The sequence below is a fragment of the Roseateles sp. 22389 genome, assembly GCF_052044995.1.
GTDB lineage: Bacteria > Pseudomonadota > Gammaproteobacteria > Burkholderiales > Burkholderiaceae_C > Roseateles.
The window spans coordinates 1-20,366 of the sequence record NZ_JBQEOF010000006.1; the positions used below are offsets into that span (position 1 = coordinate 1).

Genomic DNA, 20,366 nt, shown 5'->3' on the forward strand with positions numbered 1-20,366 from the left:
AAGCGCGAGCGGAGAGGGAGAGACTGCTTCACTTGACTGACATTCCCATGAACTGTGATCTCCTCGTGGTTGGTGCCGGCATCGTCGGCCTGGCTCATGCCTGGGCTGGCGCCAGGCGCGGCTGGCGCGTCGTCGTTGTCGAGCGCGATGCCGCCTGCATCGGCGCCTCGATCCGCAACTTCGGTTTCGTCACCGTGACCGGCCAGCAGCGCGGCGCGCACTGGCGGCGCGCGCGGCGCTCGCGTGAGTTGTGGGCCGAGCTCGCGCCGCAGGCCGGCCTGCGCATCGAGCACGCCGGCCTGCTGGTCGCCGCGCGTCACGAGGCCTCGGAAGCGATCCTGGAGGCCTTCCTGGCCACCGAGATGGGCGAGGGCTGCGAGCGGCTCGATGCCGCCGCAGCGCTGGCGCGGCAGCCGGGCCTGCGGGCCGAGGGTCTGCGCGGCGGCCTCTACAGCCCGCACGAGTTGCGCGTCGAGTCGCGCGAGGCGATCCCGCGCATCGCGGCTTGGCTGGCCGAGCGGCATGGCGTCGAATTTCGCTTCGGCGAATCGGTGCTCGAGGCCGAAGCCCCGCACGTGCGCACGTCGCGGGCGAGCTACCGCGCGGAGCGCGTGGCGGTGTGCTCGGGCGCGGAACTGCACGGTCTTTTCGCCGAGCGCTGGACGCCCCATGCGCTGTCGCTGTGCCAGCTGCAGATGCTGCGGGTGAAGCCCCCGGCGGGCTTCCGGCTGAACGCGGCGCTGATGGCCGACCTGAGCCTGGTGCGCTACGAGGGCTACGCGGCGCTGCCGCAGGCGCGGCCGCTGCTCGAGCGCCTGTCGGCCGAGCGGCACGACGCGCTGGCGCATGGCATCCATTTGATCGTGGTGCAGAGCGCGGACGGCTCGCTGGTCGTCGGCGACTCGCACCACTACGGGCCGGTGCTGCCGCCCTTCGCCAGCGAGGCGGTGGACCGGCTGATCCTCGACGAGCTGCACCGGCAGCTGGCGTTGCCGTCCCTGGAGATCGTCGAGCGCTGGACCGGCGTGTACCCGGTCAGCGCCGAGGTGCCGTGCCTGGTGGAGGCGCCGGACCCGCGCACGCGGCTGGTGATGGTGACCGGCGGCACCGGCGCGAGCACCGCGTTCGGGCTGGCGGAAGAGGTGCTCGCGGACTGGTGATGGCCGCCGGCGGTGGAGCTCGCCGGGCAGGCGCTGCGATGCGTTCGCTGCGCCGCACGGACGCAGGCAGGGCGCGCCTGGTCGGTCAGGAGCCGCGCGGATGCGGCGCGCTCAGCGGCTGTGCGCCGTGAGCTTGGCCAGCGGCGAGGCCAGGCTGACGCCCGGCGCCGCGCGGCGCGCGCTGACGCGGCCGTCCTCGTCGGTCTCGTCCAGGTCCGGATGCGCGGCGCCGAGCACCGCGCCGGCCGGTCCCGCCGGATCGCGCCGCATCGCCACGCCCACCGCCAGCATGTCGATCACCAGCAGGTGCAGGATGCGGCTGATCATCGGCAGGTGCGTCGCGACGTCCTCGACGTGGTCGACGATCAGCGCCGCGTCGGCCTTCTTCGCCAGCGGCGACTGGCTGGCGGTGATCGCCACCACATGGGCGCCGCGCTCGCGCGCCGCGTCGGCCACCGCGATCAGCTCCGGCAGCTTGCCGCTGCTGCTGATCAGCACCGCCACGTCGCCGGGCTTGAGCGTCTGCGCCGCCAGCAGCTGCAGCCGCGGCTCCACGTAGGCGTTGCAGGCCACGCCCAGGCGCAGGAACTTGAACTGCGCATCCTGCGCGACCACGCCGTAATGGCCGATCGCGAAGAACTCGATGCGCGAGGCCTTCAGCAGCAGCTCGATGCTGCGGTCGATCATGTCGCGGTTGAGCTGGCTGCGCACCTGCAGGATCGCCGACGCGGTGTTGCCCAGCACCTTCTCGCCGAGCTCGACCATCGAGTCGTCCTGCGTCACCTGCGTGTGGCTGACCGGCACCGTGCCCGTCAGGCCCGACGCCAGCCGCAGCTTGAAGTCGGACAGCCCCTCGCAGCCCAGCGAGCGGCAGAAGCGGATCACCGTCGGCTGGCTGACGTTGGCGGCCTTGGCGATCTCGGCGATCGGATCGTTCAGCACCTTGCGCGAATGCGCCAGCACATGGTCCGCGACGCGCTGCTCGGCCGGCGACAGGCCGTCGCGTGCACGGCGGATCTGGCCGACGATCGCCGACGCGCCGCCGCTGGTCTGCAGGCTGCGCAGCTGCGCCTCCAGGATCGCCGACGCGCCCTTGAAGGTGGCGTGCTCGGCGGTGATCACGAAGGTGGGAATCGCGGCGACGTAGTCGGAGAAGCGGCCCTTGTCCTCGAAGCGGGCGCGGAAGCGCGAGCGGTCGAAATACTCGCCCAGCCGCGGCACGATGCCGCCGCCGATGTAGATGCCGCCCAAGGCACCCAGCGTCACCGCCAGATTGGCCGCGGCCGTGCCCAGCAGCGTGCAGAAGAGCTCCAGCGTCTCCTCGCAGACCGGGTCGGTGGCCTCCAGCGCGCGGGCGGTGATCTCCGGCGCGCTCAGCGGCTCCGACGGGCGCTTGAGGTAGTCCGCCATCGCGCGGTGCATCAGCTCCAGGCCGGGGCCGGACAGCAGCCGCTCGAAGGAGACGTGCTCGTACTCGTTCCAGGCGAAGCGCAGCAGCGCGATCTCGCGTTCGTCGCGCGGCGCGAAGTTGGTGTGGCCGCCTTCGGAGCCCAGCGAGATCCAGCCTTCGCCCGCCGGGATCAGGCCCGACACGCCCAGGCCCGAACCCGAGCCCAGCAGCCCGATCACGCTGTGGGCGCGCGGCTCGCCGCCGCCGATCTGGCGGATCTCGCCGCCCCGCAGCCGTGGCAGCGCCATCGCCAGCGCGGTGAAGTCGTTGACGACCACCAGCGTGTCCAGGCCGAGGCGCTGGCGCGCTTCCTCGATCGAGAACTGCCAGTGGTAGTTGGTCATCCGCACCTGGTCGCCCTCGACCGGGTTGGCGATCGCGATCGCCGCGTGCGCCACCCGCAGCTGGCGCGGCAACCGGTCCATGAAGGCCCGCACGGCGGCGTGGAAGTCGGCGTGCTCGGCGCAGCGCAGCAGCGCGATGTGCTCGAACTCTCCCGGGGAGGTCTCCAGGGCGAAGCGGGCGAAGGTGCCGCCGATGTCGGCGATCAGCCGGGGACTGTCGAATTCACGCATGAAGGAGAGGTGCTGGCCGCCTCGGGCCTGGAATCGATCCGGGCGGATCCGGGTGGCGCGGCGGCGGCGGGGAAGGGGCGATTATGGCCTCCACGCCCGGGAGCGCCGGAAGGGTTCGCCCCTAGCTGTGCCTTGGTCTTGGCACCCGACGCTGTAGTGAGACTACAGTGATTTTTAGAGCCATCGGTGGCATGGATGGGAAGGGAAAAGTGATTGGTGACAAGCGCTTGCCAACGAAAGTGGAGTGGTCGCGTCATGACCACCGTCGCGAAAAGCGCGACCGGGTGACAGTGCTCTTGTGCGATTGCTGTAGTTTTGCTACCTTGCGCGGATTCCGCCTCCGAGGCGGCCTCCGGCGCACCTTGGGGGTGCGCCTCAACAAGCCGAACAAGCAGGACAAGCACAGTGCAAGCAGATCAGGGTGTGGCGACGACGGGCGCCGCGGGGTATCCGTGGCTGGTGGCGGACATCGGCGGCAGCAATGCCCGCTTCGCGTGGGTCGACGGCCCCGGCAAGTCGGTCGAGCATGTGCGCAAGCTGCCGGTCGCTCAATATGAATCGCTGCGCGCGGCGGCCGAGGCCTATCTGAAGGAACTCGCCGGCCTGGGCGTGCAGGCGCGGCCCCGGCGGGCGTCGCTGGCGCTGGCGACCGCGATCAAGAGCGACCGCATCGAGCTGACCAACAGCCACTGGACCTTCTCCCGCAGCCAGCTGCAGGCCGACCTCGGCCTGGACGAGCTGCGGCTGCTGAACGACTTCGAGGCGCTGGCGCTGTCGCTGCCCGGCTTGCGGCCGGACCAGGTGGCCGCGGTCCCGGGGCCCGCGCTGACGACGCCGCGCGGCACGCTGGCGGTGATCGGGCCCGGCACCGGGCTGGGCGTCGGCGGCGTGATCGAGACCTCGGGCGGCTGGATCGCGCTGCCGGGGGAGGGCGGTCACATGACGCTGGCGCCGACCAATGACTACGAAAGCGAACTGCTCGCCGTCGCGCGGCGCGAGTTCCCGCATGTGTCGGCCGAGCGCTTCCTGTCGGGCATCGGCCTGCCGACGCTGCATGCCGCGGTCGCGACCGTGGCGGGCCAGCCGCCGGCGCAGCGCCTGACCGCGGAGCAGATCGTGGAGCGGGCACTGGGGGGCGACGAGATCTGCGCGCGGACGATGACGCAGTTCAGCGCCTTCCTGGGCAGCTTCGCCGGCAGCGTCGCGCTGGCGCTGGGCGCGCGCGGCGGTGTGTACATCGGTGGCGGCATCGTGCCGCGCCTGGGGGATCGCTTCTTCGAGTCGCCGTTCCGTGAGCGCTTCGAGGCCAAGGGGCGCTTCGCCTCCTACCTGGCGGCCGTTCCCTGCGTGTTGATCACCGACACCCTGACCGCGCTGGCCGGCGCCGCTTTCGCGCTGGAGCAGTCGGTGCGCTGAGGAAGCGCCATGCTGTAGTACAGCTACATCACCAAGCCAAAACGGCGACCCGCGCGGTCGCCGTTTTTCATTTCCGTTGCTCATTTTGCGGCTTTATCGGTGGAAACCCGCAGTCTATTCGTCGTTTTCACACCATAAATCGGCTAACTCAAGAGCGCCAGGGTTTGCGAGAACTAGGTGGGTGATCTAGTTTTAGTACAGAATTCTTTCCGAACAAGGGGTTCCGTGGTCCCTGCAACGTGAACTTCCCGGTCGCAGTGCCCCGCAGGACGAGCCAGCGAGCGCCAGAAGACGCTCGAGCGCAGCCAGAGCTACAGGAGACAAACCCAATGAAGACATCGCACGCCCCCCGCGAGTTGTTCCGTGTGCAGCCGGTCGCCGCCGGCTGCCTGGTGACGCTGGCCCTGATGGCCGGCGCCGCCCAGGCGCAGCAGGCCCAGACCGAAACGGACAAGGAAGCCGCCGCCAAGGCCGCGGCCGACAAGACGCTGGAGACGGTGACCGTCACCGGCATCCGCCGCGGCATCGAGGCCGCCATCTCGGTCAAGAAGAATGCCGACGCGATCGTCGAGGCCGTCTCCGCCGAGGACATCGGCAAGCTGCCCGACGTGTCGATCGCCGAGTCCATCGCCCGTCTGCCCGGCCTGTCGGCGCAGCGCGTCGCGGGACGCGCGCAGGTGATCTCGGTCCGCGGCCTGTCGCCCGACTTCGCGACCACGCTGCTCAACGGTCGCGAACTGGTCTCCACCGGCGACAACCGCAGCGTCGAGTTCGACCAGTACCCGTCGGAACTGCTCAGCGCCGTGGTGGTCTACAAGACGCCGGAAGCGGGGCTGGTCGGCCAGGGCCTGTCGGGCACCATCGACATGCAGACGGTCCGCCCGCTGAACTTCAGCAACCGCGTGGTGACGCTGAACGCCCGCGGCCAGCGCAACTCGCTGGGCAAGGCGGCCGACGCCAGCGCCACCGGCAACCGCCTGAGCGCCAGCTACATCGACCAGTTCGCCAACCGCAGCATCGGCGTGTCGCTGGGGTATGCGCACCAGCAGACGCCGGTCCAGGAAGAGCAGGTCGGCTTCTACGAGCCCTGGGACCAGACCGGCCGCACCGGCCTCCCGGCGGGCACCTACAACTCCGGCGGCATCAAGGCGCTGCGCCGCACCGGCAAGAGCGAGCGCGACGCGCTGATGGGCACGGTCGAGTTCCGTCCGAGCCAGAACTGGACCAGCGTCGTCGACGGCTTCTGGACCAAGGCCAAGCAGGTCGACACCGCCAACCAGTTCGAGATGAACCTGGGCTGGAACGGCAACAACCCGCCGGCCGGCCTGAACTGGTCGAACCCGACCATCAACGACAACGGCACCCAGACCGGCGGCACGCTGCTGAACGCCTATCCGCTGGTGCGCGGCATGTACAACAAGCGCGACGACAAGATCGTCGCCGCGGGCTGGAACAACAAGCTGAAGTTCGAGAGCGGCCTGTCGCTGATGGCTGACGTGAACTACTCGCGCGCCACCCGCAACGAGCTGAGCCTGGAGAACAACACGCAGCTGGCGCGGGCCTCCGCGACCGACTGGCCGCTGGACAACGTGGGCCTGGCGTTCCGCACCGGCGGCTTCTCGCAGATCGTGCCGGGGCTGCGCAACTATTCGGACCCGACCCAACTGCTGCTGCAGAACACGATCTACGGCTCCGGCTACGGCAAGGTGCCCAGCGTCAAGGACGAGCTGACCGGCTTCAAGCTGGTGGGCAACCTGCCGGCGCCCGACTTCGCCTCCGGGCTGTTCTCCGACTTCGAGGCGGGCCTGAACTACGCGGACCGCTCGAAGAAGAAGCGCCAGCCGGAAGGCAACATCAACGTCGGCGCGCAGGGCGACACCGCGATCGCGCCGGACCTGCAATACCGCCCGGTGGACCTGAGCTTCGCCGGCCTGGGCCTGATCCCGGCGTGGAACGTGCCGGGCGCGGTCGGCCGCTACATGACCTTCGCGCCGACGGAGACGGCCAGCTACCTGATCCCCAAGGCCTGGCAGGTCAAGGAGAAGACGACCACCGCCTTCCTGAAGGGCAACCTGGACGCGACCACCTTCGGCGTGCCGATGCGCGGCAACATCGGCCTGCAGGTCGTGCGCACCGACCAGTCCTCGCAGTCCAACTACTGGGACGCGACGCTCAACAACAACGCGGGCGGCGTGAAGCCGATCGAGGGCGGCAAGACCTACACCGACTACCTGCCCTCGATGAACCTGTCGTGGAGCCTGCCGGGCGAGCAGACGGTGCGCTTCGCGCTGGCCAAGCAGATGGCGCGTCCGCGGGTGGAGCAGATGAACGCGGGCCTGGAGTTCGGCGTCAATGGCACGACCGGCAGGCCGGGCGCCACCGGCGGCAACCCGACGCTGAATCCGTGGCGTGCCAACGCGGTCGACCTGTCGTGGGAGAAGTACTTCGGCAACAAGGCCTACGTGGCGGCGGCCGCCTACTACAAGGACCTGCGCAGCTACATCTACAAGCAGACGGTGGACGGCTACGACTTCTCGCGTTTCGTCGTCGACTACGTGCCGCAGCCGGGCCAGCCGCCGGCGCAGCTGACCGGCGATTTCACCGCCCCGTACAACGGGCAGGGCGGCCAGCTCAAGGGCCTGGAGCTGACGGCGTCGCTGCCGCTGAACCTGGTGAGCCCGATGCTGAACGGCTTCGGCATCGTCGCCAGCGCGACCTTCAACGACAGCAACATCTCGATCAAGGATCCGGACAGCGCGAGCAGCGTGGGCAGCGGGCCGATCTCGCTGCCGGGCCTGTCCAAGCGGGTCTACAACCTGACCGCGTACTACGAGGCCAACGGCTTCGAGTTCCGGATCAGCCAGCGCAAGCGGTCCGACTTCATCGGCGAGATCGGCAACTTCAACGGCTCGCGCACGCTGCGCTACGTGGTGGGCGAGAGCATCGTCGACGCGCAGATCGGCTACAACTTCACCGAAGGTCCGCTGAAGGGGCTGGGGCTGCTGGCGCAGGTCAACAACCTGACCGACGAGGCCTACCGCACCTACGCGCAGACCAAGGACCGCCCGCTGGAGTACATCAAGTGGGGCCGCACCTTCCTGCTGGGGGCGACCTACAAGTTCTGATGGCCCGCTGAAGCCACCGGGCCGGGCCCGGTGGGCCGAGTGATGCAGCCCCGCACGGCGAGAGCCGGCGGGGCTTTTTGGTTTCAATAAACATAGATGTTGGCAAATCCGCCGTTGTACTAATATCTATGTCATGCCAAAGAGACCAGCCGCGATCGAGCAGATGCCCATGGCCGTGCTCGCGCACCTGCGCGAACTGGGCGAAAACCTGTCGTTGGCGCGCAAGCGAAGACAGGAGCCGCTGAAGTCGTGGGCCCGGCGGATCGGCGTGTCTGAACCGACGCTGATGCGCATGGAGAAGGGCGATCCGACGGTGTCGATGGCGGTCTACGCGACGGCGCTGTGGCTGATGGGGCGCGACTCGGCCCTGCCGGACCTCGCGGCGCCGGAGCATGATCGCGGGGCGCTGGCGCAGGCTGTGCGGGTCGCCCGTCAGCGGGCGGTGAAGCGCCGAACGACGATCGATGAGCGACTCGCCGCCGGCAGCGACGGCCAGGCGAAGCCGGGAGAGGACGCATGACGATGGACAGCGGGGCCTATGAGCCGACCGACCAGTTGTGGCTGTGGTGGCTGGGCGACCCGCAGACGCCTCGTCCCATCGGCGAGCTGCGCCTGGTCCGGCCGCTGAAGGGCGTGTCCCTCACCTACTCGGAGGCTTGGTTGTCAGGGGCATGAATCGACGATCGACAACGCGCTCACCGAGGCGCGCTTCTTTGGCCTGAAGGAGCGGGAGGCCGAAGCCGAGGTGTCCCGGGTCGCCCGCGCCGTGGACGGCTGGCGAGATCACTTCCAACGCGCGGGCGTGTCGCCGCGCGACATCGCGTTGCTCGCGGATCAGATCGATCGGCCCTTCCTTGCCCGCCAGCGCGCGGCGCATCTGGCTTGAGCCCGATCCCCCGACCGGCCTCAATCGCCCACCAGCACCCGCCCGCTCAGCGGGCCGATCTCGATCAGCAACTGGCCGTTGCCCGCCGCCTTCATCGGCGCGCCGGGCGTCAGGGCGTCGATGAAGGGCGTGGCGCGCAGCGCCGGCGGCAGCGCGATGGTCACCCGCATCGGCTCGGTGGCGTTGTTCATCGCGACGATCGCGCTGCGGCGGCCGTCCTGGCGCAGCAGCACGATCACGTGCTCGTCCAGCCACAGCGGCGCGGACAGGCTGCCGTGCCGCAGCACCGGCTGCGACTGCCGCAGGCCGACCAGCCGCTTGACCTGCGCGCGCAGCGCCAGGTCCGGCTGCCCGCCTTCGTCGGCCCAGGGGTAGGGCGCGCGGTTGTACGGGTCCTCGCCGCCGCCAAGGCCGACCTCGTCGCCGTAATAGATCGTGGGCGCGCCCGGGTAGCTCATCTGGAAGAACATCGCCAGCAGCAGGCGCCGCTTGCCGTCGGCGATCTTCTCCGGCGGGCTGTCGTCGCGCACGCCGAAGTGATGCAGCGCGCGCGGCTGGTCGTGCGAGGACAGCAGCGTCATGGACGCGAACAGCGCCTGCGGCGGATAGGACTCGCGCAGCAGCTCCAGGTTCTGGTAGGCACGCTCCGCGCTGACGCCGGCCGCGAAGTCCAGCACGGCATTGCGGAAGATGTAGTTCATCGTCGCGTCGAAGGTGTCGCCGAGGAAGAACTTGCTGGCGTCGAACCAGGTCTCCGCGATCGTCAGCGCCTCCGGCTGGTGACGCTTGACCGCGATGCGCCAGGCGCGCCAGAAATCGTCCGGCACCCAGGGCGCCACGTCCATGCGCCAGCCCGCCGCGCCGCGGTCCAGCCAGAACTGCATCACGCCGTCCCGGCCGAAGGCGTAGTCGCGGAAGGCGCGGCTGGACTTGTCCAGCTCGGGCAGGTCCTTGATGCCGATCCAGGCGGCGTACTGGTCGTCGGGCTTGGGCCGGGAGAGGTCGAAGCGGAACCAGCTCGCATAGGGCGAGGCCGGGTTGGGCTTGCCGTTGTCGAAGGCGCCGCCGGCCGGGAAGTTGCCGAAGCGGTTGAAGTAGGGCGAGTCCGCGCCGACGTGGTTCAGCGAGGTGTCCGGGATCACGCGCAGGCCGCGCTTGCCGGCCTCGCTGGTCAGGCGCTGGAAGTCGTCGTTGCTGCCGAAGGCCGGATCGATGCGCTTGTAGTCGCCGGTGTCGTACTTGTGATTGCTAGCGGCCTGGAAGACCGGCGTCAGGTACAGCGCGTTGACGCCCAGCTCGCGCAGGTCATCGAGCTTGTCGATGAGGCCGGCCAGGTCGCCGCCGAAGAAGTCGTTGTTGTAGACGGCGTCCGAGCCGTCGCCGCTGCCCGGCTTGTACGGGCGGTCCAGCCAGCGCGGATGGCGCTCGATGCCGTGGTCCTGGTACCGGGCCTGGCCGACCTGCGGATCGTTGGAGCTGTCGCCGTTGCGGAAGCGCTCGGGGAAGACGTAGTAGTAGATGAGGTCGCGCGCGAAGCCGGGGACGGCGAAGTCGGAGGCGTGGATGGTCTGGCGATAGCGGCGGATCGAGAACGGCCCCTTGGCATCGGGTCCGTCGGGCAGCGGCGCGATGCTGGCCGGCCCCATCGAGCCCTTCTCCTTGGTCCAGTGGATCGGGTCGGCGTTGTTCTGGACGACGTAGCGGGCACCGTCGATCGTGGCGATGAAGTAGTAGCCGTAGACACCCGCCGCGCCGAAGCGGTGGCGGGCCTTCCAGCGCTCGCGGCCCTCGGCGGTGGCGGCCTTGTGCAGCGGCACGCGGGCCTCCTCGGCATAGGCGATCAGGTCCTCGTTGCCCTCGACGCGGCGGCGCTCGACGACCAGCTCGAGCTTCTCGACGCCGGGCAGCGCGGTCAGCTGGAACTCGATCCAGGTCTTGGCCGGCTGCGCGCCGAAGGGCGTCTTGAAGGCGGCGAGGCGCGAGTCGTAGCGCAGGCTTGCCGCGATGGCGCCCAGCGACGCGGCGGATGCGCCCGATGCGCTCGGCGTCGGCATCGCTGGAGGTGGGCCGGCCTCGTCGGCCCGCGCGGCCAGCGCCGGCCCGGTGGCGTACAGCGTGACCGCCAGGCCGGTCAGCAGCGCGGCGGGGAGGGACGCGAGCGGCGCGCGTCGGCGTGGCAATGAGGCGTGCATGGCCGGGAACGCTACCTCGGATTCGAGGCGAGAGCCCTCGGGGTCAGCCCTTCTTGGGACTTGCGTCCCTCCGGCCTACGCACTCACGAACGGGCGCTCCCGCATCCAGGTCGTCGCGACCCATTTCTCGCCCTGGAGGACAGCCGCGCTGGCGTGCAGCGAGGCGTGGTCCAACTGCCCTTGGGCATTGGCGTACTCGAAATAGACGGCGTGGCCGCGCTGCGGCGACACCGCCCAGCCGACCGCCGGGAAGACCGTTTCGCCGCCGGCGGGCACGTCGTTCAGGTAGGTCACCAAGGTGCTGACGCGCTGGCCGCTGCGGTCGATCGAGGCCTGGTTGGCCGGGTTGGACGGCACGAGGAAGTCGTAGTGCGGCGCGCTGCCGGCGCCTGGCGGGTAGTGCAGGACCTGCAGGCCTTCGGCGTGCGCGACCGGGAGGTTCATCAGCTCGGCCAGGCGCCGCTCCAGGCGCGCGATCAGCGGCGTCTCGGCGCGCCGGAAGAACATGCCGAAGCTGCTGCGCAAGCCGCTCACCACGTCGCGACCGGTGTGCGGATCGACGAGCGTCGAGGGCCGCAGCCGAGGGCGCGCCAGCGCGATGAGCTGTTCGCATTCATCGGCATCGATCACGCCGTTCAGCACCGCCAGCAGCGGCTGCGCCGCGCGCGCGGCGACGCGCACGAGGCGGTCATGCGTCGCGATCGAGGTGCCTGGACGCAGGCGCGGCTCGCCATGGCGATACGGCGGCAGCGGTGTGCCGCCCGGCGCCGCGGGCGTGGGCAGCGCGACCTGATCCACCGGCATCGGCGCGTGGCCGTGGCGCGCGCGGACGAAGCCGTCGACGATCGCCTGCGCGGCCTCCGGCGCGATGGCGCGCTCGCGCAGCGCGTGGCACAGCTCATCGGGCGACGCGCCGTCGTCCAGATGTCGACGGACCCAGTCGCCCAGGGCCGAGGGAAAGCGCACGACGCTCGTCATGGCGGCGCTCAGGGCAGGTCCACCGCCACCCAGCCGGTCGCCGTCGGCCGGAACCGCTCCTGCAACTGCGCGCTGCCCGCTCCGCGGATCACCTGGGCGACGACGGGGAAGACCCGCTGCACCTCGGCGTCCGCGGTCCAGGGCGCGGCCTTGACCTGGTAGGTGTAGCTGACCGTCGCCAGCCGGTCCCGGCCTTCGCCGGCCAACTCCCAATGGACGACCCGGTCCAGGCTCAGCCTGGCCGCGCAGAAGTCGCCGACCGTCTGCCGGCCGCCCCCCGGCGTGGCTCGCTCCCGCGTCAGGTAGAACTGCCGGCCCGCCTCGGTCAGCGCATAACGGCGGACCTTCATGCGGTGCGGCATCTCCTGATCGTCCTTGACATCGACCTCGGCGACCGTCGAGCTCGCCAGCCCCAGTCGCTCCAGGACTGGCAGTTGCAGCGCGTTGCGCGCGCCGGTGTCGATCTCGTGCTGCGTCAGGTCGATGGGCCAGTCGGTCTTGTCCAGGCACAGGTCGCCGCGCTGGGCGAGGTAGTCCTTCAGCGCCGCGGCGAAATGGTCCGAGGAAGGTGCCGCCGAGCGCGCGCATCCACTGAGCGCGTTCAGGACGAGCGCGCTCGCGATCAGGCCGATGGACACGGCGGTGCGGCGCAAGGAGAGGGCGTGGGTCATGGGGGAGCGACGCATCACGACGTGCAGGCCCCCGGCTTGGGCGGCTCGGCCGGCTGGACGTCCTTGTCGTTGAGCGTGTTGAGGAAGCAGAGGAGGTCGGCGATGTCCTGCTCGGACATCGGCGGCTTGCTGTGGGCGGGACGGCCGTCCAGCGGCATCTGCGTGTCGATGTTGCCGACGAAGCGCGCGGGCAGGTCGTCGAACTTGCGCACCTGGCCGCCGACGTACTGCGTGGTGATCAGGCCGTAGCTCGGGAAGTCCGGATCGGGCGTGGCCTTGGCCTGGCCGCCGACGGTGGGGTACCAGAGCTCCGGCATCGTGTCGCGCGTGTTGTAGAAGCGGATCGTCTGCTCGAGCGAATGGAAGATGCCGTTGTGGAAGAAGCTGCGCCGCGAAGCGACGTTGCGCAGCGTGGGCGACTTGAACATGCCGCAGAAGCGGTTGCCCGGCGTGGGCGGGTGATCGGTGCGGGCCGGGCCGCACAGGCCGAGGTCGACGTAGTTCGGGTCCGCGTTCACGGGCAGCGCCGCGTTGCGCGGCACGCCGATGGCCTCGTAGGAGAAGTCGGTGAACAGCGCCGTGCTGCCGTTCAGGCCGGCGCCCTGGTAGTGGCACGACGCGCAGTTGCCGCCGTTCGGATCGGCGAAGACCTTCAGCCCGCGGGCCTCGGCCGGCGTGAGCACGCCGCCGATCTTGTTGCCGATGTAGAGGTCGAACTTGCTGGAGTAGGGATGGAAGCTGACGTCCTCGAGCTGGAAGGCCTGCAGCGCCTGGCCCGCGGCGGCGAAGGCGCGGTCCACGTCGTCGAAGACCTGCGCGCCGAAGGCCTGGCGGAACAGCGCCGCATAGGGACCCGCCTGCACCTGCTTCACGACATCGGCGCGGCTGGCGTTGGCCATCTCGCGCGGATCGAGCAGCGGCAGGTCGGCCTGCTCGGCGAGCGTGGCCGCGCGGCCGTCCCAGGCGAAGCCGCCGCCAGGGCCCGGCACGCTGACGCCATCGGGGTTGTCGAGCAGGTCCGCGTAGGGCGGCGTCGCGTCCTTGTAGCGCAGCGACGGCACGGCCCGGGTGCCGGTCTGGTTCATCGCCGGACCGCCGAGCTGGGCGGACAGATCGTTGGCCGGCGCATAGGCGTGCTTCGGGTCGTGGCAGGTGGCGCAGGCCATGCGGCCCGAGGCCGACAGCGAGGCGTCGAAGAACATCTTCTGGCCGACCTGCGCCGCCAGGCTCAGCGGGGTCGCCGGGTTCAGCGCTGTGCCCACGCTGTCGGAAGCGGCCGCGGTGGCGCTGGCCGACGGGCCCGCCGGCGTCGCCTCGCCGGACGGGCCGCAGGCGGCGAGCAACGCGCCGAGGCCCACGCACGCGCCGGTGCCCACGAGGGCTACCAGCGACGCGCGGGCGGAGGAGAGGAGGGCTCGCCGGGACATCGCGCGCGTCGCCGGGTTTACTTCGTCAGCGCCCAGACATTGGTCTGGACCGCGTCGGCGCCGATCTGCGCCGGCGTGTTCACGTCGGCCGACTGCTTCTGCGTATAGCTCGCCGGTGCCTGCCAGGCGTGGTTGATGGCGCGCACCGCGTCGAAGTGGGTGTCGGCGCTGCCGGCGTATTCGGGCAGGTTGAGGATGTTGGCGGCGATGAACTTCTCGGTGTACTTCGAGCGGTTCATGTAGGACGCATCCACCGCCGGGTCGGCCAGCTGGAACATGTCCTGCAGCGTGCGCACGAACGAGAAGTGGCTGTAGGCATCGCCGTCGGAGACCCCCTTGGGCGCGCCCGCCTGGTTGGTCAGGATGCCGAAGATGCTCTGGCCGTGGCCGCGGTTGCCCTTGGTGTAGTTGTTGATGCTGGCGTCCACCGTGACCGCGCCGGTCTTGGGATCGACGACCAGCGGCTTGGACACCGCGCTGTTGGAAACGTTCCAGCCGCAGCAGGAGTTGAAGCCCGAGGTGGCGTTGCCTTCGTCGAACATCAGCACGATCGCGACGCGCTTGGCCGGGTTCTTCCACAGCGGCGAGGCCTGGATCCTCTTCACCAGCGCGTCGACGTAGTTGTCGCCGCGCGTGATGATGTTGGCCGCCGCGGTCGGCGCCACGTTGTTGGCGACGCTGCCGCAGTCGCTGGCGGTGGCGGTGCCGCCGCCCGCCAGCTTGCCCACGACGCTGATGCCGTGCATGTCGTCGCACTGGTCGGGCACCAGGAAGTTCAGCGTGCCGACCTTGCCGCTGGCCAGGTCGGTGCCGAGCTGGTCGACGTCGTAGTTGGCGGGCATCGCATACGCGCTGCTGTTCTTCAGGTTGGCGTCCCACTGGCCGCCGCCCATGGTGCGGTTGCTGTACTTGAACTCCGGCGCGCTGCGCACGTTCTGGTAGGCCATGCCCGGGTGGTGCTTGGTCTTGTAGAGGCCGGCGGGCATCGGCAGCGTCAGCGCGGCGTTGCCGACGGCGCTGGTGTTGCCGTTGAGGGTGCCGGGCGCGTAGACGTTGTCCGCGGCGGTGACCGCGGCATCGGCGACGCTGTCGGTGCGGAAGTCCTGGCCCGGGTTCATCGACTCGCTGTAGGTGCGCCAGGTCATGCCGGCGGCCGCGATCGCGTTGAACAGGTTGGGCCTGCCGACGATGTTGTGGTTGACCGCCGCGGCCTGCGTGCAGCTGGCGTTGAAGGGCGAGCTGGCCAGGCCCGGCTGGGTCTTGTCGGGCAGCGGCAGGTCCTGGACCGCGTTCGGGCCGGTGGCGTCGCAGTTCCACTGGCTGTCGTCGGTGATGCCGAAGTCGTCGGCGCCGCCCAGCGCGGTGTAGTTGGGCTCGGACGGATTGCCGGTGGCGTAGTAGCTGGTCAGTTGGTTGCCGCTGGCCAGCAGCGCGTTGATCTTGGGCGCCCACGGCGAGCCCTTGATCGACAGCGTCGCCTTGTTCTCCAGCATCACGATGAAGAGATGGTCGTAGCGCGGGATGCCTTCGAGGTTGAAGGCCGCCTGCTGCGCCTGCGCGAAGGTGATCTTCGCGCGGGTGTCGGTCCCGCTGGGCGCGGTGGAGGCGCTGACGTTGGCGGCCCCGGCCAGGCGCGGATCGCCGCCGGGCACGGCCAGCGCGTCGGGATAGAGGTCGCCGCGGTCGAGCTTGGTGATGGCGTAGGTGAAGCGGTTGTCCAGGGCCTTGGACTCGGCCAGCATGGCGGCCTGGTCGGCGCCGCTGACGGTGTTGACGTCGGCCAGCACCTTGTCGAGGGACACGCCGATGCGCGTCGCCACGGTCTGCTTCTCGACGGCGTAGCTGCTGCCGTTGGCCTCGACCAGCCGCTGCACTTCCGAGGACAGCGGGCTGATGACGACCTGGCCGGCCTGGTCGAGGACCTGGTCCAGCGAGGCGCGCAGCACGTCGCGGCTGGCGACCTTGGCGCCGGTGGCGGAGACGGTGGCGTCGGTGCCGATGTCGGCGATCAGCGCGGCATTGGCCGGCACGGTCAGCGAGAAACGGCCCTGGGCATCGGTGACGACCGGGTGCTCGGCGGCATCGCAGACGCCGTTGCCGTCGGCGTCGACGCAGACCTTGGCGCCGACGTAGTAGGCGGGCGCCAGGGTGGGATCCGTGGCGCTGCCGGGCGTGAAGCTGGCGGCGGTGACGACGCCGCTGATCGTGACGCTGGGCGTCGACGGGCCGTCGTTGTCGGAACCGCAGGCGGCCAGGATGGCGGCGGCGATCAGGGTGAGCGAGGCGTTCAGCGCGGTGGATTTGCTGGGTCGCATGGGGCGTCCTGGAGTGGTGGCGATGGCGGGTTCGAGTGGCCCGGGCAGGGGCCGGCCCGAAACGCGGCGCACTCTAGGAATCACGCATGACGGATCCGTGTCACCCAGCGTCAAGGACGCGTGAGAACCCAGGCGCCATCGGGCCTGGCGCGTTTCGCAAAGTTTGGTGAAGCGGCGCGACGGGGCGGAATGGCTCGTGGCTCGCACGCGGCTTGGCGCGAGCGCAACGCCTTGGCGGCGAGTGGAGGCTTCGTGTCGCGGGTCCGCGCATCACGCCCGGACCGAGCGCTCAAGGCGTCTCTTGCAGCCCCACCGGGAGCGCGATGTTCACCGTTCTGGACAAAATGCGCTGCGCATGTCCAGAACGGTGAACACGATGCCGGCAGACGCGCTGACGGCGCGTCGCGCCCGTCAGCCCTTCACCCCACCCGCCGTCAGGCCCGACACGATCCAGCGCTGGGCCAGCAGGAACACCGCCGTGATCGGCAAGCCCGACAGCACCGCCGCGGCGGCGAAGTCGCCCCACAGGAAGCGCTGGTCGTGCAGGTAGTACTTGGAGCCCACCGCCAGGGTCAGGTTGGATTCCTCGCGCAGCAGCACCGACGCCACCGGGTATTCGATGATGCAGCCGATGAAGGCCAGCACGAACACCACCATCAGGATCGGCACCGCCATCGGCAGCAGCACCAGCCGGAAGGCCTGCCAGTGCGACGCGCCGTCGACCTTCGCGTTCTCCTCGATCTCCACCGGGATCGTCTCGAAGTAACCCTTGATGGTCCAGATGTGCGTCGCCACGCCGCCCAGGTAGGCCACGATCACGCCCGCGTGCGTCTCGATGCCCAGCCACGGCACGAAGCTGCCGATGGTCTCGAAGATCGCGTAGATCGCCACCAGCGCCAGCACCGGTGGAAACATCTGCAGCAGCAGCATGCTGTTCAGGATCCCGCCCTTGAACGGGAACCGCAGCCGCGCGAAACCGTAGGCCGCCGTCGTCGAGATGCCCACGATCAGCAGCGCCGAGATCGTCGCCACCTTGATCGAGTTCCACAGCCAGGTCAGCACCGGGAACGGCGGCTGCACCAGCGAGCCGTCCGGCGCCTGGTACGGGATGCCCAGCGCGAGTTGCCAGTGCTCCAGACTGATCGTCGTGGGGATCAGGCTGCCCGTGGCGAAGTTGCCCGGCCGCAGCGAGATCGACACCACCGCCAGCAGCGGGAACAGCGTCACCGCCAGGAAAACCCACAGCAGTGCATGCGCCGCGACGACGCGCCAGCGCGCCTGCTTGCCTCGAACGATGGCCATGGTCCGGGCGTCCTTATGAGTTGGCCTTGCGCATCAGGCGCAGGTTGAGGAGTGACATCCCCGCGACGAGGATGAAGATCAGCGTCGAGATCGCCGCCGCCAGGCCGAAGTCCGTGCCTGAGTCGCGGAACGCGATGCGGTAGGTGTAGCTGACCAGGATGTCGGTCTGCCCGGCAGGGATCTTGGTCGACAGGTAGTCCGGCCTCCCATCGGTCAGCAGCGCGATCAACACGAAGTTGTTGAAGTTGAACGCGAAGGCCGACACCAGCAGCGGCGACAGCGGCTTGATGATCAGCGGCGCGGTGATCTTGAAGAAGTTGGTCAGCGGTCCCGCGCCCGCGAGCGCCGAGGCCTCGTACAGGTCCGAGGGGATCGCCTTCAGCAGCCCGGTGCACAGGATCATGATGTACGGGTAGCCCAGCCACACGTTGACGATCAGCAGCATCGTCCGCGCCAGCGCGGGGTCCGCGAACCAGGCCGGACGCACGCCGAAGAGCGCGTCCAGGATCGCGTTGATCTCGCCGAAGTTCTGGTTGAACAGGCCCTTGAACACGAGGATCGAGATGAAGCCCGGCACCGCGTAGGGCAGGAACAGCAGCGTGCGGTAGGTCGTGCGGTAGCGCAGGTCCTCCCAGTTCAGCAGCACCGCCAGCATCATCCCGATCGCGGTGGCGAAGACCACCGTCAGCAGCGAGAACATCACCGTCCAGCCGAAGATCGACAGGAAGGGGCCGCGGAACTCGGCATCGAACAGCATGCGCCGGTAGTTCTGCGCGCCGACCATCACCTTGTAGCCGGGCGCCAGGTGCGTGCCCGCGGCCGCGCCCTGGCCTTCGTAGTAGCCGGTGGTCGCGTCGGGGCGGAAGAGCGCGCCGTCGGCCACGCGCTTGATCGCGCCGTCGGGCTGCTCCACGAAGTGGGGGCGGATCGGCCCGAACTCGCGCAGGCCGAGGTAGCGCAGCGTGGACGCATCGCCCACGCCGCCGGTGGCCGCGGTGCCGCCGGCCTGGCCCGGCAGGCGCAGCCGCAGCTGCGCGAGCGCCAGCCGGTGCGCGACGAGTTCCTTCAGCGTGAGCGCGGTGCCCAGCGTCGCGTCGGCTGGTCCGACGGCCTGCATCGCGACGTCCACCGGCTTGCCCGCCTGCCGCAGCGCCAGCGGCGGCGAGACGAATTGCGCGGCACCGCTGGCCGGGTCGCGCAGCACGATCCGGAAGTCGCCGCCCGCGCCGTGCACGCTGTAGTCGCGCACCTCGTCCAGCACCGTGTCGTGCTGGTCCAGCAGGAACTCGCGCACGCGCTCCTGGCTCAGCAGGTGGGCCGACGAGTAGTTGGTGAAGCCGATCTGCGTCGTGAACGCGAGCGGGAAGGCGATGAACAGCAGCATCCCGGCGACACCGGGAAACAGGTAGCGATACGCGAAGCCCGCCTTCGACAGGTAGACGGCGAAGCCCGCGCCGGCCAGCAGCAGCACGCCGAGCGCCCAGCTGGTCAGCCCCGCGGCGTACAGCATGAACACGAGGTAGAGCGCGGCCAGCGCGATGACGGCGATCGTCGGCCAGTAGAGCGCGCGGCCCAGTCGCTCCAGCGCGCCGGGCGGCTGGCGGGTGTAGGCCTCGGCCAGCGGCGAGCCGGGCAGGGCGGCGGACAGGGCCGCGGAGGAGGCGGTCGTGGCGTTCATTGCTTGAGCAGCATCCGGCCCGAGGCGCCGTCCAGCGCGTCCTTGGGGCTTTGCAGGCCGTTGGTGATGGCTTCCAGCGCCGCGTCCATCGCGGTCCAGAAGCGGCCCACCTCGGGGATGTTGGGAATGGCCTCGCCGGCGCGGGCGTTCTCCATGCTGGCGCGGATCAGCGGATTCACCGACAGCGCCTGGTAGAAGGCCTTGTTGGCCGGCACACCGATGGGCACGTCGGCGTCGAGCACCTTCAGCGACTCGGGTCGCATCAGGTGGCGCTCGATGAACTCGCGCGCGAGGTCCTTGTTCTTCGACGGCGCCGAGATCATGCAGCCCAGCACTCCGACGAAGGGCTTGGACGGCTTGCCCGGGATCACCGCGGGGATCGGCGCGACGCCGATGTCGATGCCGGCCTTGCGCGCGTTCTCCCAGGCCCAGGGGCCGGAGATCATCATCGCGATCTCGCCGCGCGCGAAGCTCGATTCCATCTCGGAGTAGCGCGCGCCGCGCGGCATCACGCCCTCCTGGATGAGGCGCTCCAGCATGCGGCCCGCGGCCAGCGCGCCCTCGTTGTTCACCGCCACCTGGCCGGCGTCGAAGTCGCCCTGCGCGTCACGGCCGAAGATCACGCCGCCGGCGCCGGCGAACATCGGCCAGGTGAAGAAGCTCTTGTTGTAGTCCCACAGGATCGCGTGCTTGCCGCGCTGGCGCAGCGTCTTGTCCAGCGCGATCAGCGCGTCCCAGGTCGCCGGCGCTTGCGCGACCAGTGCCTTGTTGTAGATCAGGCCGGTGGTCTCGATCGCGATCGGGTAGCCCCAGTAGCGGCCCTGATAGCGGAACGCCTGCCAGGCCGTGGCCTCGACCTCGTCGAACAGCGCCTTGCGCGGCTGCACCGGCGTCAGCAGGCCGGCCTTGGCCCATTCTCCAACGCGGTCATGCGGCCAGCAGAAGACGTCCGGCCCCTTGCCGGCGCCGGCCGCCTGCGTGTACTTCTCGGGCGCGTCGACCGGATGCTCGACCACGACCTTCACGCCCGATTCGCGCTCGAAGGCGTCGCCGACCTTCTGCAGCCCGTTGTAGGCCTTGTCGCCGTTGATCCAGACCAGCAGCTTGGGCTGCGTCTGCGCGGCGGCCTGCCTGCAGCCGCAGAGCAACGCGACCGCCGCGAGCGCGGCCGCGGCCAGCGTCATGCGTGAT

15 protein-coding genes are annotated in these 20,366 nt (G+C 69.9%); 6 read left to right on the forward strand and 9 right to left on the reverse strand.

The window, feature by feature from the left end:
• Nucleotides 1-47: 47 nt before the first annotated feature.
• Nucleotides 48-1,160 (forward strand): TIGR03364 family FAD-dependent oxidoreductase, encoded by a 1,113-nt coding sequence (locus ACTJKJ_RS10150; protein ID WP_440820347.1) that lies wholly within the window; start codon nt 48-50, stop codon nt 1,158-1,160.
• Nucleotides 1,161-1,271: 111 nt separating this feature from the next.
• Here ACTJKJ_RS10150 and ACTJKJ_RS10155 read toward each other — a convergent pair whose 3' ends face one another.
• A complete protein-coding gene (locus ACTJKJ_RS10155; protein ID WP_440820348.1) occupies nt 1,272-3,185 on the reverse strand; it encodes a glucokinase in 1,914 nt (637 codons plus the stop codon).
• 405 nt (nt 3,186-3,590) lie between these two features.
• Between ACTJKJ_RS10155 and glk the strand changes: the two genes are divergently transcribed.
• From glk to ACTJKJ_RS10180, 5 genes are all read left to right on the forward strand, one after another.
• Nucleotides 3,591-4,601 (forward strand): glucokinase, encoded by a 1,011-nt coding sequence (gene glk, locus ACTJKJ_RS10160; protein WP_440820349.1) that lies wholly within the window; start codon nt 3,591-3,593, stop codon nt 4,599-4,601.
• 329 nt (nt 4,602-4,930) lie between these two features.
• The gene (locus ACTJKJ_RS10165) at nt 4,931-7,726 is read left to right on the forward strand and encodes a TonB-dependent receptor (RefSeq protein ID WP_440820350.1); all 2,796 of its coding nucleotides are present in this window, start codon (nt 4,931-4,933) and stop codon (nt 7,724-7,726) included.
• Nucleotides 7,727-7,895: 169 nt separating this feature from the next.
• Nucleotides 7,896-8,246, forward strand: coding sequence for a helix-turn-helix domain-containing protein (locus ACTJKJ_RS10170; RefSeq protein ID WP_440820351.1), 351 nt, complete (start codon nt 7,896-7,898; stop codon nt 8,244-8,246).
• Entirely contained in the window at nt 8,243-8,401 is a 159-nt protein-coding gene (locus ACTJKJ_RS10175) for a hypothetical protein (RefSeq protein ID WP_440820352.1), read from the forward strand. Before ACTJKJ_RS10170 ends, ACTJKJ_RS10175 begins: the two co-directional genes overlap by 4 nt.
• A gap of 70 nt (nt 8,402-8,471) precedes the next feature.
• Nucleotides 8,472-8,612, forward strand: coding sequence for a hypothetical protein (locus ACTJKJ_RS10180; protein WP_440820353.1), 141 nt, complete (start codon nt 8,472-8,474; stop codon nt 8,610-8,612).
• 20 nt (nt 8,613-8,632) lie between these two features.
• Here the strand turns inward: ACTJKJ_RS10180 and ACTJKJ_RS10185 are convergent, their stop codons facing one another.
• The 8 genes from ACTJKJ_RS10185 to malE form a co-directional block, all read right to left on the reverse strand.
• Nucleotides 8,633-10,804: a glycoside hydrolase family 13 protein gene (locus tag ACTJKJ_RS10185; protein WP_440820354.1), complete on the reverse strand. Its 2,172-nt coding sequence runs from the start codon at nt 10,802-10,804 to the stop codon at nt 8,633-8,635.
• Between the two features lie 75 nt (nt 10,805-10,879).
• Nucleotides 10,880-11,782: a 2OG-Fe(II) oxygenase gene (locus ACTJKJ_RS10190; RefSeq protein WP_440820355.1), complete on the reverse strand. Its 903-nt coding sequence runs from the start codon at nt 11,780-11,782 to the stop codon at nt 10,880-10,882.
• Nucleotides 11,783-11,790: 8 nt separating this feature from the next.
• Nucleotides 11,791-12,453, reverse strand: coding sequence for a hypothetical protein (locus ACTJKJ_RS10195; RefSeq protein WP_440820356.1), 663 nt, complete (start codon nt 12,451-12,453; stop codon nt 11,791-11,793).
• Between the two features lie 14 nt (nt 12,454-12,467).
• A complete protein-coding gene (locus ACTJKJ_RS10200; protein ID WP_440820357.1) occupies nt 12,468-13,880 on the reverse strand; it encodes a cytochrome-c peroxidase in 1,413 nt (470 codons plus the stop codon).
• A gap of 17 nt (nt 13,881-13,897) precedes the next feature.
• Nucleotides 13,898-16,195 (reverse strand): phosphoesterase, encoded by a 2,298-nt coding sequence (locus ACTJKJ_RS10205; protein ID WP_440820358.1) that lies wholly within the window; start codon nt 16,193-16,195, stop codon nt 13,898-13,900.
• A 411-nt stretch (nt 16,196-16,606) separates the two neighbouring features.
• The gene (malG, locus tag ACTJKJ_RS10210) at nt 16,607-17,497 is read right to left on the reverse strand and encodes a maltose ABC transporter permease MalG (RefSeq protein ID WP_440820359.1); all 891 of its coding nucleotides are present in this window, start codon (nt 17,495-17,497) and stop codon (nt 16,607-16,609) included.
• A gap of 13 nt (nt 17,498-17,510) precedes the next feature.
• A complete protein-coding gene (gene malF, locus ACTJKJ_RS10215) occupies nt 17,511-19,175 on the reverse strand; it encodes a maltose ABC transporter permease MalF (protein ID WP_440820360.1) in 1,665 nt (554 codons plus the stop codon).
• On the reverse strand, nt 19,172-20,359 hold the full coding sequence (gene malE / locus ACTJKJ_RS10220; RefSeq protein WP_440820361.1) for a maltose/maltodextrin ABC transporter substrate-binding protein MalE: 1,188 nt from the start codon (nt 20,357-20,359) through the stop codon (nt 19,172-19,174). Before malE ends, malF begins: the two co-directional genes overlap by 4 nt.
• Nucleotides 20,360-20,366: the final 7 nt, after the last annotated feature.